The sequence below is a fragment of the Zhongshania sp. genome (genome assembly GCF_041584495.1).
GTDB lineage: Bacteria > Pseudomonadota > Gammaproteobacteria > Pseudomonadales > Spongiibacteraceae > Spongiibacter.
Genome location: NZ_JBFHDY010000077.1, coordinates 1 through 17,065, shown reverse-complemented (window position 1 = coordinate 17,065; position 17,065 = coordinate 1). Strand labels below are relative to the sequence as shown.

17 protein-coding genes and 2 tRNA genes are annotated in these 17,065 nt (G+C 53.2%); 12 read left to right on the top strand and 7 right to left on the bottom strand.

Annotation, left to right across the window (positions count from 1 at the left end; all coding sequences use genetic code 11):
* Positions 1–56: 56 nt before the first annotated feature.
* Positions 57–281 carry a cysteine-rich CWC family protein gene (locus tag ABYP33_RS12635; RefSeq protein WP_373091352.1) on the top strand — a complete coding sequence of 75 codons (225 nt, stop codon included), beginning with the start codon at positions 57–59 and terminating at the stop codon, positions 279–281.
* A 263-nt stretch (positions 282–544) separates the two neighbouring features.
* Positions 545–1,270 (top strand): sulfate transporter CysZ, encoded by a 726-nt coding sequence (gene cysZ / locus ABYP33_RS12630; RefSeq protein WP_373091350.1) that lies wholly within the window; start codon positions 545–547, stop codon positions 1,268–1,270.
* A 13-nt stretch (positions 1,271–1,283) separates the two neighbouring features.
* Here the strand turns inward: cysZ and rhlB are convergent, their stop codons facing one another.
* The 6 genes from rhlB to hemA form a co-directional block, all read right to left on the bottom strand.
* A complete protein-coding gene (gene rhlB, locus ABYP33_RS12625; protein ID WP_373091348.1) occupies positions 1,284–2,627 on the bottom strand; it encodes an ATP-dependent RNA helicase RhlB in 1,344 nt (447 codons plus the stop codon).
* 89 nt (positions 2,628–2,716) lie between these two features.
* The gene (locus ABYP33_RS12620) at positions 2,717–3,622 is read right to left on the bottom strand and encodes a DoxX family membrane protein (protein ID WP_373091346.1); all 906 of its coding nucleotides are present in this window, start codon (positions 3,620–3,622) and stop codon (positions 2,717–2,719) included.
* Positions 3,623–3,673: 51 nt separating this feature from the next.
* Positions 3,674–4,426: a ThiF family adenylyltransferase gene (locus tag ABYP33_RS12615; protein ID WP_373091345.1), complete on the bottom strand. Its 753-nt coding sequence runs from the start codon at positions 4,424–4,426 to the stop codon at positions 3,674–3,676.
* Positions 4,419–5,267: a peptide chain release factor N(5)-glutamine methyltransferase gene (gene prmC / locus ABYP33_RS12610; RefSeq protein WP_373091344.1), complete on the bottom strand. Its 849-nt coding sequence runs from the start codon at positions 5,265–5,267 to the stop codon at positions 4,419–4,421. The genes ABYP33_RS12615 and prmC overlap by 8 nt, the downstream gene beginning before the upstream one ends.
* Positions 5,267–6,349 carry a peptide chain release factor 1 gene (prfA, locus tag ABYP33_RS12605; protein WP_373091342.1) on the bottom strand — a complete coding sequence of 361 codons (1,083 nt, stop codon included), beginning with the start codon at positions 6,347–6,349 and terminating at the stop codon, positions 5,267–5,269. The genes prmC and prfA overlap by 1 nt, the downstream gene beginning before the upstream one ends.
* Before the next feature lie 31 nt (positions 6,350–6,380).
* Positions 6,381–7,652: a glutamyl-tRNA reductase gene (gene hemA / locus ABYP33_RS12600; protein ID WP_373091340.1), complete on the bottom strand. Its 1,272-nt coding sequence runs from the start codon at positions 7,650–7,652 to the stop codon at positions 6,381–6,383.
* A 210-nt stretch (positions 7,653–7,862) separates the two neighbouring features.
* Between hemA and ABYP33_RS12595 the strand changes: the two genes are divergently transcribed.
* The 10 genes from ABYP33_RS12595 to ABYP33_RS12550 all read left to right on the top strand — a co-directional run bounded on the left by ABYP33_RS12595 (position 7,863) and on the right by ABYP33_RS12550 (position 16,577).
* The gene (locus ABYP33_RS12595) at positions 7,863–9,578 is read left to right on the top strand and encodes a tetratricopeptide repeat protein (RefSeq protein ID WP_373091338.1); all 1,716 of its coding nucleotides are present in this window, start codon (positions 7,863–7,865) and stop codon (positions 9,576–9,578) included.
* Positions 9,571–10,164, top strand: a complete 594-nt coding sequence (gene lolB / locus ABYP33_RS12590) for a lipoprotein insertase outer membrane protein LolB (protein WP_373091336.1) — start codon at positions 9,571–9,573, stop codon at positions 10,162–10,164. Before ABYP33_RS12595 ends, lolB begins: the two co-directional genes overlap by 8 nt.
* Positions 10,161–11,006 carry a 4-(cytidine 5'-diphospho)-2-C-methyl-D-erythritol kinase gene (gene ispE / locus ABYP33_RS12585; protein WP_373091334.1) on the top strand — a complete coding sequence of 282 codons (846 nt, stop codon included), beginning with the start codon at positions 10,161–10,163 and terminating at the stop codon, positions 11,004–11,006. Before lolB ends, ispE begins: the two co-directional genes overlap by 4 nt.
* A gap of 22 nt (positions 11,007–11,028) precedes the next feature.
* A tRNA-Gln gene (locus tag ABYP33_RS12580) sits at positions 11,029–11,103 on the top strand.
* Positions 11,104–11,260: 157 nt separating this feature from the next.
* Positions 11,261–12,205 (top strand): ribose-phosphate diphosphokinase, encoded by a 945-nt coding sequence (locus ABYP33_RS12575; RefSeq protein ID WP_373091333.1) that lies wholly within the window; start codon positions 11,261–11,263, stop codon positions 12,203–12,205.
* 86 nt (positions 12,206–12,291) lie between these two features.
* Complete coding sequence (locus ABYP33_RS12570; protein ID WP_373091332.1) at positions 12,292–12,924, top strand: 50S ribosomal protein L25/general stress protein Ctc; 633 nt, start codon at positions 12,292–12,294, stop codon at positions 12,922–12,924.
* Positions 12,925–12,966: 42 nt separating this feature from the next.
* Positions 12,967–13,554, top strand: a complete 588-nt coding sequence (gene pth, locus ABYP33_RS12565) for an aminoacyl-tRNA hydrolase (protein WP_373091331.1) — start codon at positions 12,967–12,969, stop codon at positions 13,552–13,554.
* A 6-nt stretch (positions 13,555–13,560) separates the two neighbouring features.
* Positions 13,561–14,652, top strand: coding sequence for a redox-regulated ATPase YchF (ychF, locus tag ABYP33_RS12560; protein WP_373091330.1), 1,092 nt, complete (start codon positions 13,561–13,563; stop codon positions 14,650–14,652).
* Between the two features lie 73 nt (positions 14,653–14,725).
* Positions 14,726–14,802: transfer RNA gene (locus ABYP33_RS12555), tRNA-Met, on the top strand.
* Positions 14,803–15,122: 320 nt separating this feature from the next.
* Positions 15,123–16,577 carry a DUF5677 domain-containing protein gene (locus ABYP33_RS12550; protein ID WP_373091328.1) on the top strand — a complete coding sequence of 485 codons (1,455 nt, stop codon included), beginning with the start codon at positions 15,123–15,125 and terminating at the stop codon, positions 16,575–16,577.
* A gap of 2 nt (positions 16,578–16,579) precedes the next feature.
* Here the strand turns inward: ABYP33_RS12550 and ABYP33_RS12545 are convergent.
* Positions 16,580–17,065: recombinase family protein (locus ABYP33_RS12545; RefSeq protein WP_373091327.1), on the bottom strand; the 486-nt coding region annotated here is incomplete at its 5' end.

Below are 17,065 nucleotides of genomic sequence, written 5' to 3'. Positions count from 1 at the left end.
CTTGGGCGAACAATTGCTCTTCTTCGTCCATGCTCACCTCCGTATAAGGTAAATTTATGCTCAGCAGCCAAACCTCGCGAAACGGTCCGCCAAAGGCCGCTGCGCTATGCCCGCTCTGCGGCCAAAACAATCAATGCGCTGCTGCGGCGGGCAGCGAGCTCAGCAATTGCTGGTGCATGGCCGCCACCCTCGACACCGCCGCCAAACAGCACGCGGCTAGCCTCACCGGGCCTCAGCGCTGTATCTGCGCAGCCTGCGGCCGCCCCAGAAACAGCAAATAGCTAACTATTGCAGCCATTTTCGCATAACGGGCGCACTCTGGGGTCGGTTGCCCACCCCAATTTTCAACTTCATCGCAATTTAACGCTAGCATAGATTTCACACGGGGCTCGTTGGCGCAAGACGACCAAGCCAGCTCCCCCGCAAATAAATATTCAAACCACCACTGCACTTTTTATAAGTGCCAAACAAGGATAAGCTGAAAACCCGAGATCGACCAAGCGACATCAACTTTCTAATTCTATTGCGACAGCGGTAATTCACTATGACAGCAAGCCCACTCAGCGGCCCAGATTATTTACTCCGGGGTTTTAAAATCATACGTCAGCCCGGCATTCGGCTATTTGTTGCAATTCCGCTGATCATTAACATTATTATCTTTGGCACCTTCACCACCCTCACCCTCGACGCTATGAACGGCTGGATTAACCAGGTAATTGAATGGCTGCCGAACTGGCTGGATTTTCTGCGCTGGATACTGTGGCCACTGGCGGTGATTTTAGTGCTGGCCATCGTGATGTATATCTTCAGTACCGTGGCCAATATCATCGCCGCGCCATTTAATGGCTTATTGGCCGAAAAAGTCGAGGAAATGCTCACCGGCGAGGAAGTGGCTGGCCGCGAGACCGTAGCCATGGCGATTGCCAGCTTCCCCAAAAGTATCGGCCGCGAATGCCAAAAACTGCTCTATTACCTCGGTTTTGCCCTACTAACCTTAATTGCGAGCTTTGTGATTTCGCCCTTAGCGCCCTTGCTGTGGTTCGCGCTTAACGCGTGGATGATGGCCATCGAGTATTGCGACTACCCAATGGACAATCACAAGCTGAGCTTTAAAGAGGCAAGGAAACGTGTCGACAGTCAGCGTGGCACCAGTTTTAGCTTTGGCGCCTTAGTGATGTTGGGCACTATGGTGCCCATTTTAAATTTATTTATTATGCCCGCCGCCGTGTGTGGCGGGACTTTGATGTGGGTGGAACGTTTAAAAAAATAGCATCGCGAAGGGCCTACCTAAGCAAGTGCTCGGGAGGCCGAACACATGGCAGCTTCATACCCAAGGCTTCTTCAATATTGGGCAGTAAGAAAGCATCGTCTTCACAGGCAAAGCTAATCGAGGTGCCCGTTGCGCCAGCCCGACCCGTACGGCCAATGCGGTGCACGTAATCCTCGGCATCTTCGGGCAATACATAGTTAATTACGTGGCTAACGCCGTTGACGTGAATGCCGCGGCCCGCGACATCGGTGGCCACCAAACAGTCAACTTCACCGTCTTTAAATTGCTGCAAGGTCCGCGAGCGTTTGTTTTGAGGAATTTCGCCAGACAGGATACCGCAGCGAATGCCTGCCTTCTGCATTTTCTCAAATAAACGGCGGGTTTCATCTCGGCGATTCACAAAGATAATCACGCTGGTTGCGTGCTCTTCCCGCACGATATTCAGGAGTAAGCGATATTTATCTTGAGACTCAACCAAATACACTTTTTGGTCAACCGTGTCCGTCGCCACGCTCTCGGGTTCAATTTCAATTTTAACCGGCTCTTTGGTCCACTGTTCAGTGAGCCGCATAATATCGTCGGTAAAGGTGGCGCTGAACAATAAGGTTTGGCGATGATTGGTACTGGGCGTGGCCCGCACTATCCGTTTAACCTGAGGAATAAAGCCCATGTCTAACATACGGTCGGCTTCGTCTATCACCAAAATTTCAATTTGGTCCAGATACAGATCTTTACGGCCTTCAAAGTCGAGCAGTCGGCCGGGCGTTGCCACCACAATATCGACCATACCCTTTAATTTATCCTGCTGTTTCTGGTAATCCATACCGCCAATCAGGGTCACTACGTTTAAACCGCAGTACTTACCGAGAGCTCGCGCGTCTTCAGCAATTTGCACCACTAATTCACGAGTCGGGGCAATAACCAAGGCGCGTGGTTCACCGGCAAAGCGCTCTTCTTCTATGGGGTTATTCAGCAGATCATTAAAAATAGTAATCAAAAATGCAGCGGTTTTTCCGGTGCCCGTTTGGGCTTTACCAATCACATCATTGCCGCGCAGGGTGTGGGGCAAAGACACAGCTTGAATAGGGGAACAGTACTTAAAACCCGTATCGGCAATGCCGTGCATTAAACGTAGATCGAGGCCCAAATCATGGAAACGCGTTTTGCCCTCCTCGGTCGGCACCGAGAATTGATCTAGCGTCCACTCCGGCTCGGCTGGCTTTTGCTTTTTGGCTCCGCTGCGACCTCGTGGCGAGCGCTTGCTTGCGGAAACAGCCGCCACGCCCTGACTGTCTGCAACGGTAGCCGGTTCTGGCGTTGACGATACTTTACCTGAGCCAAATAACTTTTTTAACAAAATTCACTCTTCTTAAATTGCGCAATAATCAGCCATTCTAGCACCATTCTCTGGCAACACGCCCAAATGCCATTGCCGCCTGTCATTTTTTACTTTTTCGGCATTTGCGGATCAGGCGCGTCTACTTTTTGCTGTTCCGAGGGCGGCGGCGATGATGCTATAGCTTGCTCAGCAGGTGGCGGCGTTGATGGCACCGCCGTAGCAGGCTGCTGTGACATCGACACCGGCGCCTCAGACGACTCAGCGCTGAGCACCGGCTCAGAAACAGGCGCAGCTGCAGACGCGTTTACCACTGCCGACTCCTCTGCCAGCCGCGTTGCTGCAGCCTTTGCTTCATTACGCGCCACAATCCGTGCCCGTGCCTGCCGATCCAGATAATAGTCCGCGCTAAACCACCGCCCACCGCCACTAAAAAGCAAACTAAGCAGCATAATAAAATACGTCGCGGCAAACTCAATACCATTATTGAGTACCGCAATATCGCCTTTTTCCGTTAGCCAGCCGTAGTGACCGTGCTCGCTAAGAATATCTACCGCTCGATCAAGCCTATCGCCAACCGCCTGGCTGTTTTCCAAACTGGCGCGCGCCGCGGGCAGCCCTAAATCAGCCAAAGGCTTGGCGGTACTTGTCGCGGGATTAGACGGCGCAATAGCAAACCAGCCGTTACCCCAGTGCACGGTGATCGCCGCCACCAACATAACCACCATTAAGGGGATGCTTATCCAACGCACAGCGAGCCCAAACAGCAATAAAAAGCCACCCAATAGCTCGGTATAGGTAAGTAATTGCGCGAGCAGCTCTGGTTCAGGCAAACCAAGGCCATTGCCTAGCCACTGCGTAGTTGCATCGAGATGGCGAAATTTATATAAGCCTGCAGCGATCATGACCGGCGCTAAATACAAGCGAATAAGCAGCGGCGCCAAACCGTCTAACTTCCCTAATATGCCAAAAAAGAAATCGTGTACGCCGTAATACGCCCTAAAGAGCAAAGCCATAATCGTCCCTCTTTTTATCATTATCGCGGTGAAAATCTGGAGGCAGTATAACTAGACACGCGCCCGACTGCACACAGGGCACCCGGGGTCTCTGCGCAGGTTTAATTGACGCAGTTCCATATTAATACCATCGATCAATAACAGCCGCCCCATCAAGGGCTCACCCAAGCCCGCCAAACACTTAAGCGCTTCCAGCGCCTGCATACTGCCAACAATGCCAACGATGGGCGCCAACACCCCGCTCTCGGCACAATTGAGGGTCGCGTCGTCGGCCTCGTGATACAAGCAGCGATAGCAAGGGGAATCCTCGCGGCGAAAATCGAATACCGATAACTGACCTTCGCCGCGAATTGCCGCGCCTGAAACCAGAGGTTTTCGCGCGCTATAGCAGGCTTGATTCAGAGCGAAGCGGGTAGTGAAGTTATCGCTTGCGTCCACCACCAAATCGACCGCAGTCACCGCGTTTAGCAATGCCTCGCCAGTCAGTCGCGCGGGGTATTTCAGTACTGAGGTATCACTGTTTATAGCGCCAACGCTGTCGGCCACTGAGTCGACTTTAAGCCGACCAATATCACTACTGCCGTGGGCAATCTGGCGCTGCAGATTGCTTAAATCTACGGTGTCGTCATCGGCCAGATGCAGCTCGCCCACCCCCGAGGCCGCCAAGTACAGCGCTACCGGACACCCCAAACCGCCCATTCCCACAATCAGCACGCGGCTGCGGAGCAAGGCCTCCTGGCCATCCACGTCTAAATTTGGCAATAAAATATGGCGGCTATAACGTAGTAATTGTTCATCATTCATTGCGCCACACTCCCCAGCTGATTCGCTCATTGCCGCCGTAGTCGCGGCGGGATTCTACACAGCTAAAACCGCGCTCACTCAAAACCTCGCGCACCGCCGCCGCTTGTTGAAAACCGTGTTCCAACAACAACACCCCACCCTCGGCCAAATAGCCCGGCGCTAGGCTAATAATATGTTTGAGATCCGCCATGCCCTTATCAGCAGCAACTAGGGCTGAACGCGGCTCAAAGCGCACGTCCCCTTCAAGCAAATGCGGATCATCGGGGTCGATATACGGCGGGTTACTAACAATCAATTGATATTGCGCGGCACTGAGGGCAGCAAACCAGTCGGACTGCAGAAAGCGCACATTACTCAGGTCGAGCGCAAGCCGATTTGCTTCCGCCAAAGCCACTGCTTCCGCAATATAATCTAAGCCCAAAACCTCGGCATCGGCACGCTCCGAGGCCAGCGCCAAGGCAATTGCGCCGGTGCCAGTGCCTAAATCGAGAATCTGTGGTTTGTCCCAACGATTCATTATCTCAAGTGCGCGCTCTACCAAACATTCAGTATCGGGACGGGGAATCAAACTGGCAGGGGAAACTGCCAGCGGCAGCGACCAAAAATCACGATACCCCAAAATATGGGCAATTGGTTCGCCAGCCAGGCGCCGTGTAAAAAGACCTTGAAATTGCGTCTGCTCCGCCGCTGTCAACATCCGCTCCGGCCAACTGTACAAATAACTGCGGGGTTTATTTAGGCAGTGGCAAAGCAGGAGCGCGGTATCGAGATCGGCGCTGTCACTCAGCGCCGCTAATTGTCCGCGATACGCGAGGGCGTCAGCAATGCTGAGGCTCGACATTATTCCGCCAGCGCCGCCAAGAGATCGGCTTGGTATTCTTGACGCAGCGGCGAAATAATATGATCGACATCGCCCTGTACGAATTCATCTAATTTATACAGCGTAAGATTAATACGGTGATCAGTTACTCGGCCCTGAGGAAAATTATAAGTGCGAATACGCTCAGAGCGGTCACCGCTGCCCACCAAATTGCGGCGCTCGGTCGCCTGCTCCGCCAAGTTTTTACTACTCGCGGCATCGTTCACTTTTGCCGTTAACAAAGACATCGCCCGGGCCTTGTTTTTGTGCTGCGAGCGCTCGTCTTGGCACTCCACCACAATACCGGTCGGGATGTGAACAATGCGCACCGCCGAATCCGTGGTGTTAACGTGCTGACCACCGGCGCCGCTCGAGCGAAAGGTGTCGATACGCAGATCGCCTTTATTAATTAATATTTCGTCGGCCTCTTCCGGCTCGGCCATCACTGCCACCGTACAAGCCGAGGTATGAATCCGGCCCTGGGATTCGGTTTCTGGCACACGCTGCACGCGGTGGGCACCGGATTCAAACTTGAGATGACCGTACACCTCTTGGCCCGCCACCCGACTAATAATCTCTTTGTAGCCACCGTGCTCACCTTGGCGCTCGCTCAGCACCTCAACACGCCAGCCCTTGCGCTCGGCGTAACGGGAGTACATACGGAACAGATCCCCGGCAAAAATAGCGGCTTCGTCGCCACCGGTACCGGCGCGAATTTCCAAAAACACGTTATGGGAGTCATTCGGGTCCTTAGGCAGCAGCAAGGTTTGCAGCTCTACTTCCAAGGTGTCTAGCTTGGCTTTTGCTACCTTAACCTCCTCTTCTGCCATTTCCCGCATCTCGGCATCGTCTTCGCTCAACATAGCGGTGGCTTCAGCCAAATCTTCAGCAACTTGACGGTAGTGCCCATAGCTTTGCACCACTGACTCTATTTCTGCGTATTCCTGTGACAGACCGCGAAAGCGATCTTGATTGCCAATAATTTCTGGGTCGCTCAGCAGGGCGCCGATCTCTTCGTAGCGATCAAGTAAATTGTCGAGTTTGCTGACAAGGGAGGCCTTCATATTTGCTCACTTAATTAAGGTGTGGGGTGGCTTAGGAGTCGCTGCCTTTAAGCTGAAATAACTCCCGCGCCCAGTGGACAAGGTCTGTTCGACCTTTGGCGCCCGCCGCTTTTATTTGGGTTGTTGGGCTGTGTATTAATTTATTGGTCAAGCCCCGAGCCAATTGCTCTAGCACTTGCTCGGCGTCGTCACCCTTGGCCAATTGCCGCAAGGCGCGCTCTAACTCGGCATCGCGATACTCTTCGGCCTTGGCGCGATAATCTCGCACCGTATCAACCGCATCTAAAGCGCGCAATTGCGTCTGCCATTCTAGCAACGCCTTTGCGATTATATCGCCAGCTTTACGGGCTTCACTTTGTCTGGCGCGCTTATTCTCTTCAACGATTTCACGCAAATCATCTACCGTGTATAAATAGACATCGGCCAGCTCCGCGACCTGCGGCTCGATATCCCTCGGTACGGCGATATCAACCATCACCATGGGCCGATGTTTACGCTTTTTCAGTGCAACTTCCACCGCCCCTTTACCGAGAATGGGCAATTGGCTGGCTGTCGACGCCACCACAATATCGGCATCGACCAAATATGTCGGCATGTCCGACAGCATCACTGCCTCACCATTAAACTGCTCAGCTAAAAGCCGCGCCCGGTCTAAGGTTCGATTGGCAATAATAATACGCTTTACGCCCTTATCCTGAAGATGGCGGGCAACCAGCTCGATGGTTTCACCCGCGCCAATCAATAGCGCAGTACAACTACTCAGCGAGGAGAATACATGCTGGGTTAGGTTTACAGCCGCATAAGCCACCGACACTGGGTTTTCACCAATACCGGTATCTGTGCGCACCCGCTTGGCGACCGAAAACACTTGGGCAAAAGTGCGATGCAGGGCGCCATTGGCGGTACCCGCTTCAACCGCTTGGGCGTAGGCAGTCTTCATCTGGCCTAGAATTTGAGGTTCACCGAGCACCATGGAGTCGAGGCCTGCAGCCACTTCCATCATATGCTTTAGGGCATCTTGGCCACGCCAATCGTAGATACAGGCGGCTAACTCAGCGCGATCAATACGGTGATAGGCCGCCAACCAATCCACCATACTACGCACTGTGGCATCGGCAGCGTCATTGAGCACGCCATATAATTCCGTGCGGTTACAGGTCGAGAGAATGGCCAACTCAGATACACCAATACACGTAAGTGCATCACGCAGCGCGCGTGGCATTTGCTCCGGCACAAACGCCACGCGCTCGCGCACCGCGACCGGGGCCGAGTTGTGGTTAATGCCGATTACGAGCAGATTCATGAAATATGGGACGCCTGACTTTCCGTTTAACGCGGGAGCAAGGGTGAATTTTAGCAAGATGAAGGCCAAATGTGGATTTTATTCCCACCTTGAGCCAAACATTGTTGATCGGCGAATTAAACTTGCCATCAAATGTCCTAGCTTATAGCCCTAACCCATGAGCAAGAGCCATGCTAACATTGGCCATCAAAACCTCGGTGATCACTATTTATGCGTTCTGTCTTACCAAGCCTGTTATTCACATTGACGCTACTGGGCGGCTGCGCCAGCTTAGTATCTGAGCCTGAGATAAGCCCTGCGGAAGAGGCCCGCCCAACGGCCAGCGAAAAGCCCCTGCGCGCCTTTCCCGAGGACACGTTTTTCGATCTCCTCGTTGCCGAAGTCGCCCTGCGCTACCACGACCTAGACACCGCACTGGACAACTACAGCTACCAAGCCGATAAAACCAGCGATCACGGTGTCATCACCACCACAGCTCGACTCGCGCAGTACCTAAACCGCGATCAAGTGGCCCAAAAATACGCGCAACAGTGGTTACAATTCGAGCCAGAAAGTGCCGAAGCCCACTATATACTAGCTTCATCACTGTCGCGCAGCCAACGCCCCTTGGACGCATTCCCCCACATGACCAAGGTCATGGAATTAGGCGGCGAAAGTAATTTCGCGGCCCTGGCCGCCACCGCGCTGTCTCGCTCCGAAGCGGAACAAAACAGCTTTTTGCAACAACTAAATACCCAGCTAGACCGCTACCCAGGGGAAAACTCCCTCAAAATTGCCAAAGCACTCATGCTCCAGTATCAGCAGCAAGAGGCCGCAGCCCTAGCACTTATTCAACAAGTCCTCATCGACGAGCCAGACAACCCCCACGCCCTGCTCATCGAAACACGCACCCTAGCCCAATTAGGGCGAGACGATGAAGCGCTCACCCGCCTGCGCTACGCGGTAGACCAAAATCCCAACCACAAACGCCTGCGCCATGACCTCGCCCGACGCTTGGTAAAAACCGACCTATACCAAGCCAAGGCGCAATACGAGCTACTAGTTAGGCAAAATCCTGACGACAACAACTTGCTACTAGAACTCATGCTGATCAACCGCGAACTCAGCAATACCGACGAGGCCGCCCAGCAGCTTGAATCCCTTAGCGACACCCCCGCCCACAGCAGTCGCGCCCACTACGTACTCGGCCGCCTAGCCGAAGAAGACCGCAACTGGCTCGAAGCCATTGCCCACTATGAACAAGCCGTTACCAACCCCGAGTTCAGTCCTGCCAGCCAGCGCTTGGCCAGCATCTCATTAAGCATCGACGGCGCCGAAAAAACCCTGGAGCGCCTACAAAACCTGCGCTTGCGCATGCCTGAACACAGCAGCCTAATTTACTTACTGGAAGCGGAAATACTGCGCAAAGAGACCCAGTATCAACGCGGCTACGATCTACTGAGCAGCGCCCTAGCAAATACGCCCGATGACGAGCAGCTGCGCTACGCCCGCTCACTGTTTAGCGAGAAACTCGGCAACCTCGATGGCGTCGAAACCGACCTCAGGCACATTATTGCTCGCGACCCAGAAAATGCGACGGCACTTAATGCCCTCGGCTACAGTTTGGCCACCCTCAGCTCTCGGCTTGATGAGGCCGAAACCCTCGTTAAGCGCGCCCTCCTCATCGAACCCGAGGACGCCGCCATTATCGACAGCTACGGCTGGATACTGTTTCTCAAAGGCAATATTGACGGCGCAGTGAAAGTGTTAGAAAAGGCCTACAGCAAAAGTCAGGATCACGAAATTGCCGCCCATTTTGGCGAAGCCCTCTGGAGCAGCGGCGATGAGCAGCGCGCAAAAGCTGTGTGGAAGACCGGCCTTAAAGACACCCCAAACAGCCCGATTATATTTGACACCCTGCGCAGACTGAAGCTACTTAATGATTAGATTACCGAAAGCAGCGCTTACCCATACTAAGCTCGCCGTCATTACAGCACTCACAATATTAACAGGCTGTGGCGCCAACCCCGAGCGCTACCAAGACAGTAGCGCCGAGCAGTGGCAACTAAAGGGCAAAATAGGCCTTTGGCACGGCGACAAAAAAGAAAGCGCCACTATCGACTGGCAGCAATGCAGCGCCGACAGCATGCATATCCGCCTCAGCGGCCCACTGGGCAGCGGTACCATTGAACTGTTTGCCGACAGCGATGGCGCCAGTCTGAGCCAAAACGGCGAAACCCGTCGCGCCGCGAGCATCGAAAGCCTCGCCGCACAAGCGCAATGGCCCCTGCCGGTTGATGCTTTACGCCTGTGGGTACGCGGTCGCGCCGCGCCTCAACGTGAGTTGCGCAGCCGAATAAATACCAGCGGCCAACTTGAAGAACTCGAACAAGCTGGCTGGACCATTCGTTATCGCTACAGCGGGCCCGAGCAAACACTACCAGAGCGGGTAGATGCCAAGTCGGTAAACACCCGCCTAAGCCTGATTATTCGCACTTGGGGCGAACAAACCGGCATGTGTACGCCACGATGATGACAATAGAGCTGCCCTGCCCCGCAAAAATAAACTTATTTCTGAATATCACCGGCCGCCGCCCCGACGGCTATCACGAACTGCAAACTGTCTTTCAGTTGCTCGATTACGGCGATAGCTTGCGGCTCACTCGCCGCGACGACGAGCAACTTTGCCTGCACCCCGAACTCGACGGCGTCGCGAGTGAAGACAACTTAATAATGCGCGCAGCGCGGCAACTGCAGGCACTCCACCCCCATAAGCGCCTGGGCGCAGATCTCTCGCTTATTAAGCGCCTACCCATGGGCGGGGGTATTGGGGGCGGCAGCTCAGACGCCGCAAGCACGCTAGTGGGCCTTAACGCCCTATGGAATCTAAAGCTAAATTTGACGCAACTTGGCGAAATCGGCTTAAAACTTGGCGCCGACGTCCCCGTTTTTGTTCACGGCAAGACCGCCTGGGCCGAGGGAATAGGTGAAAAACTCAGCCCCATAGAAACCCCAGAAAGCTGGTTTGTGGTGCTAAAACCAGACTGCCATGTGTCCACTGTGGAAATTTTTTGTCATGAACAATTGACACGCCATAGCTCACCGATCAAAATAGCCGCCTTTCTTGAGGGAGGTAACGGGAATAGTTGCGAACCACTGGTTCGAAAACTGTATCCTAATGTTGATAAGGCCTTGATTTGGCTGAATCAATTCTCTCCCGCAAAGCTGACCGGAACAGGCGCATGCGTGTTTGCCAGCTTTCAAGATCAGGCAACTGCCGAGGCAGTTTGCGCGCAACGACCGAATAATGTTAACGGTTTCGTTGCCCGAGGTGTAAACACCTCGCCACTGCATAAAGCATTGGGCATTCTGTAGCACAGGGCCTAAAAAGTTTAATTGGGGTGTCGCCAAGTGGTAAGGCACTGGGTTTTGATCTCAGCATTCGTAGGTTCGAGTCCTACCACCCCAGCCATTTTAAAACTTGCCGCGTAAAGCGGCTTGTAGCTTCAAATCAGCTACCTGAGCTATTTACATCATAAAGTACAGGCACTGAGAGCCGGTCAATTGCGATAAATTGGCAACGCACACCACCTGAAATTCATTAACACCAGCCCTACAGGACGCCGACCGTGCCCAAGATGATGGTCTTCACCGGCAATGCCAACCCCGAACTTGCTCGTAAAATTGCCGAGCACCTGCACCTGCCACTCGGCGACGCAGTGGTTGGCAAGTTTAGCGATGGCGAAATCTTCGTCGAAGTGAACGAGAATGTCCGTGGCGCCGATGTCTTTCTGCTGCAACCCACCTGCGCACCGACCAACGACAACCTAATGGAACTCATCGTCATGGCCGACGCCATGCGCAGAGCTTCTGCTGGCCGCATCACCGCCGTTGTCCCTTATTTTGGCTACGCTCGCCAAGATCGCCGCGTGCGCTCACAGCGCGTGCCGATTTCAGCCAAAGTGGTCGCCGACATGATGAGTGGCGTTGGCATCAACAGAGTACTCACTGTTGACCTGCACGCCGAACAAATTCAGGGCTTTTTTGACGTACCGGTAGACAATGTTTACGGTTCGCCCGTGTTACTCGACGACATCAGCCGCCAGCAATACGAAAATCAAATGGTAGTCTCACCAGATATCGGTGGCGTAGTGCGCGCCCGCGCGGTTGCCAAACAACTAGACGACGCCGACCTCGCCATTATCGACAAGCGCCGCCCCGCCGCTGGCATTGCCCAAGTTATGCATATCATCGGCGAAGTTGAGGGCAAAACCTGCTTATTAGTCGACGATATGGTCGATACCGCCGGAACGTTATGCAAAGCAGCTGAAGCCTTGAAACAGCATGGCGCTGCAAAAGTTGTCGCTTACTGTACACATCCTGTATTATCCGGCGCCGCCATTGCCAATATCAATGGCTCTCAGCTAGACGAACTGGTAGTAACCGACACCATTCCGCTGTCTGAAGACGCAAGAAAATGCAGCAAAATTCGCCAGCTAACCCTGGCAAATCTATTGGCCGAGTCAATTCGACGGGTCAGTAATGAAGAGTCGATCAGCGCCCTGTTCCGCTAAGCACTTCGTTTAGCAGCACCGTTTTTCGACATTTACCGCCGCACTGGTCGCAAGTCGGCGGTTTTCGCGTTATTAAGGAGACACATATGTCTAGCGATTACACAGTTAGCGCAACAGTACGCGCAGATGTAGGGAAAGGTGCGAGCCGCCGCCTACGTCGTCTACAAGGTGAAATTCCTGCTATTGTTTACGGTGGCGAAAAAGCACCACAAATGCTCAACCTGATTCACAAAGACCTGATCAGATTGCTCAATGACGAAGCTTTCTACACCTCCATCCTCACTTTGGATGTAGATGGCCAGAAAGAGTCAGTGGTATTAAAGGACCTGCAGCGTCACCCAGCTAAATTGCGCGTTTTGCACGCCGATTTCCTGCGCGTCAATGCCGACACCCCCATTACTCTCCATGTGCCACTACACTTCTTAAATGAAGATATCTGTGTCGGCGTCAAACTGCAGGGCGGCAATATCACCCACGCAGCAACCGACATTGAGGTTCAGTGCTTACCGAAGGATCTCCCCGAGTTCATTGAAGTGGACATGGCCAAGATCGAAACCGGCACCACACTGCACATCTCTGACCTCGTACTGCCGGCAGGTGTTAGCAGCACCGCCCTAGCACTGGGTGAAGATCACGACCAAGCCATTGCTACTGTTCATGCTCCACGCGGCGCGTCTAGCGACGATGAAGCTGAAGACACAGCTAGCGACGCAGAGTAATAAGCTAACGGCCCCTTGGGGCCTATAGTAACAGGCGCTCCATTGACTACGATAAAACTGATCGTTGGGCTGGCTAACCCCGGCCCGCAATATCACGATACTCGTCACAATGCGGGCGCTTGGTTCGTTTCAGAACTGGCGCGCCAGCATCATTGCACGCTCAGCAGCGAATCTCGGTTTTTTGGCGACACCGCCAGAATCCAATACCAAGGTAGCGATCTGCGCCTATTAGTCCCCACCACATTTATGAACCGCAGCGGTCAAGCTATCGCAGCACTTGCTAATTTTTACCGAATTCCGGCTGAGGCCATTCTCGTCGCCCACGACGAGCTGGATCTGGCCCCCGGCACCGCCCGCTTCAAAACCGGCGGCGGCCATGGCGGCCACAACGGCCTGCGCGATACCATTGCCCAACTGGGCAATAACAATAATTTCCACCGCCTGCGAGTTGGTATCGGCCACCCCGGCAGCGCGGCGCAAGTCACCAACTATGTTCTTGGCAAACCGCCAGCCGACGAGCGCATCAGCATCGACCGCTGTATCGACGAAGCCCTGCGCAGCCTCCCCGACGCCGTTAACGGCGACTGGGCCAAAGCCATGAATCAACTACACAGCTATAAACAAGGGTAAAATCAAATGGGATTTAACTGCGGCATCGTCGGACTGCCCAATGTCGGCAAGTCAACCCTCTTCAATGCGCTGACCAACGCTGGCATTGACGCGGCCAATTTCCCGTTCTGCACCATCGAGCCGAATTCCGGCATTGTTATGGTGCCCGATCAACGCCTCCATGCGCTATCTGCCATCGTCAAACCCGAGCGTGTGATGCCCGCCACTATGGAGTTTGTCGACATCGCAGGCCTCGTCGCTGGCGCCTCCAAAGGCGAGGGCCTTGGGAATAAGTTTTTAGCCAATATTCGCGAAACCGACGCCATTGCCCATGTTGTGCGCTGCTTCGACAACGACAACATCATCCACGTTGCCAATAAAATCGACCCCGCCGCCGACATCGACATCATCAATACCGAGCTCGCGCTGGCAGACATGGAGAGCATCGACAAGCAACTACAAAAAGTCGTTCGCGTTGCGCGCAGCGGCGACAAAGAAGCCACCGTACTTAAAAACCTGTTTGAGAAGCTTCTGGCCCACCTCAACGAAGGCAAACCCATACGCTCACTCAAACTTGATGCCGACGAAATGCAGCGCACCCGCACACTGCACCTACTGACCATCAAACCCACGATGTACATCGCCAACGTTAACGAAGACGGCTTTGAAAACAATCCGCACCTTGACGTAGTACGCGCCATCGCAGCAGAAGACGGCGCCATCGTTGTCCCTATCTGCAACAAACTAGAATCTGAAATCGCTGAGCTCGACGACGACGAAAAAGTCGAATTCCTTACCGACCTCGGCATGGAAGAGCCCGGCCTAGACCGCGTTATTCGCGCAGGCTACCAACTACTCGGCCTGCAAACCTACTTCACGGCAGGCGTAAAAGAAGTTCGCGCCTGGACAATCCCCGTTGGCGCCACCGCGCCACAATCGGCGGGCGTCATTCACACCGATTTTGAAAAGGGCTTTATCCGTGCCGAAGTAATCGCCTATGACGATTACATTCAATACAAAGGCGAGCAAGGCAGCAAAGACGCCGGCAAATGGCGCTTAGAAGGCAAAGATTACATCGTAAAAGACGGCGATGTAATCCATTTCCGCTTCAATGTCTAACACACGCCATTGAGCGCTTGACATAGCGCCCTGAAGCTTGGAAAATGCGCGCCTTCTCTGCATAGAGAACAGTGGCAAGGTAGCTCAGTTGGTTAGAGCACAACACTCATAATGTTGGGGTCGGCGGTTCGAATCCGCCCCTTGCTACCATTATTCGAAGAAACCACCTAAGGGTGGTTTTTTTATACCCCCAGAAAAGTGCTCGGCTCTCGACGGGTGGATGATAACCGCCGCAGCGGTTCGATAAAATGGGACCAGCATTTTAGACGGCGAATGCCGCCCGAAGGGGCAGAAACAGGCCCAAGCCTGTTTCTGATCAATCCGCAGCACGCCCCTTGCTACCATTATTCGAAGGGCCTAGCCGGTTAATGACCGCTAGGCCTTTTTTTATGGTTCACATTTGGTTCACAATCCTCACTCAACTTTTTACTTGGTAACTGACACCAATAGCTGCCATTAGGGGGATACGGATGCCCAGAAAGCGCGCCAAAAGGAAAGGTAGCAACAGAACTCCACTGTCAGACCACAAACTGGCAAAGAAAATCTTAACCCCTCCACTTGCCGACCTACCTGCGGCAACGCTGACTTACTGGGCAAACGACCGCTTGCCCGAAATTCTTTGGATGGTACTAATCCGAAGCTGTTACGAACAAACCTGTGGGCTGGACATTTTCAAAGAGATCATCAGGTTTGTGAGCTACCATGAAAAAAACAAAGAACTCTACGACCTCACACATTCAGGCATCTCTCGCCTAGACGAAGATTTAAAAATCCAGACAATACGGCACATCTGCGACTTAACCGCGGGAAGCAACTGTCTTTCCCCACTTCTACTATTCAAAGCTTTGCCTAACTACGAAATCTGGGAAAAATATGCACCTGCGCCAGATAGCGAGTCGCCTACAGTCCTCATGAAAGCGGTAGGCGAAACCCTATGGCATCAATCACAAGAATCCACAGACGTTCGATGGCTTATAATCATGTTAATGGTTAGCGGACAAAAGCTGAGCGGGCTAAGTGACAAACAAATTGAAGAATTTCTTGGCTACCCCAAGGTCGGCAATCAACGTACAGTCCGCCCGGCCATTCGATCCTTAGAACTCGCCTTCCGCAGAATTGACCCAACTAAGCCTGAAGAGCCAAATCCATGGCCAGATAAATTTTGGCTTGATTGCTGGGAGAAGACCCCGTGCCACCCACTTGAACAATCTAAAGAGTCCACAACCACTGAGATTCCAGAGCGCGAAAGCCTTATGGATGTGTGGACACACTTAGTTACACACTGGCAAAGCTCACACAGCACGACGAAAATTAATGAAAAGCACGACGCGATATTCGGTTTGACGATTTTCGCGATGAAAATTGCATTTGAGCTTTGGAGCGGACCTCACGCCCAAGGTATTCTCGGAAGGCTTGGACTAAGGTCTATTTTTGAAGCTCGCGTGACATTGAAATACCTCATAAAGCAGGACGATCATGCTCTCTGGGCGAAATGGCGCAACTATGGAACCGGGCAGGCGAAGTTAAGCGCCCTAAAATTTGACGATGATACACCGGCCCCAGCATTTATAACCGTAGATGACCTTGACGCCATTGCCAGCGAAGACAAATGGGAAGAGTTTGTATCCATAAACCTTGGCTCATGGGACGAATCAAACCTACGCGATCTAAGCACCAAGACTGGCCTAAAAGATGAGTACGACAAATATTATGCATGGAGCTCATCATACTCCCATGGCTCATGGGGAGCTGTGAGGGAATCATGCTTTGAAACATGCACAAACCCACTACATCGCCTACACCGACTACCCAAACCTAGATGGCTTCCATCTGTGAATCAAGATGTACAGCTTCTGATAAACCGAATGCTAGAAGACCTAGAGGTAGTATACCCTCCGTTTCCACACAGATTAGATGCCTTGTAGCACTACACCCCAGAATCAGCATTCCAATGCCGCTTAATGGTTGCTAGGCTAACACCTAGCTTCCTAGCAGCCGCAGACTGGCTCAGTCCCTCAACTTTAGCCGCCTGAACAATCTTCGTTGTCCCCGCAGCCACAGGCCTCCCCAGCTTTATTCCGCCCGCCTTGGCGCGCTCTAACCCCTCTACCGTGCGTTCCCTGATCCGGTTACGCTCAAATTCACTAAAAGCACTGAAAACCCGAAGCATCAGCCTCCCTTCAGCACTGGTGAGATTTACATTCGGCAAATCAAGACTGCGAAGACTAACACCCCGCTCCAACAGCATGTCGATTGTCTTCTGAACGTCGATGGCGTCACGACCAAGGCGGTCGAGCTTCAAAACCACCAATGTATCGCCCTTCTCCAAGCTATGTTCAACCATTGCGCGGAAGGCAGGACGCTTCATTGCCTCAGTTGAACCAGAAATAGTCTCTGACACGCAACGATCGTT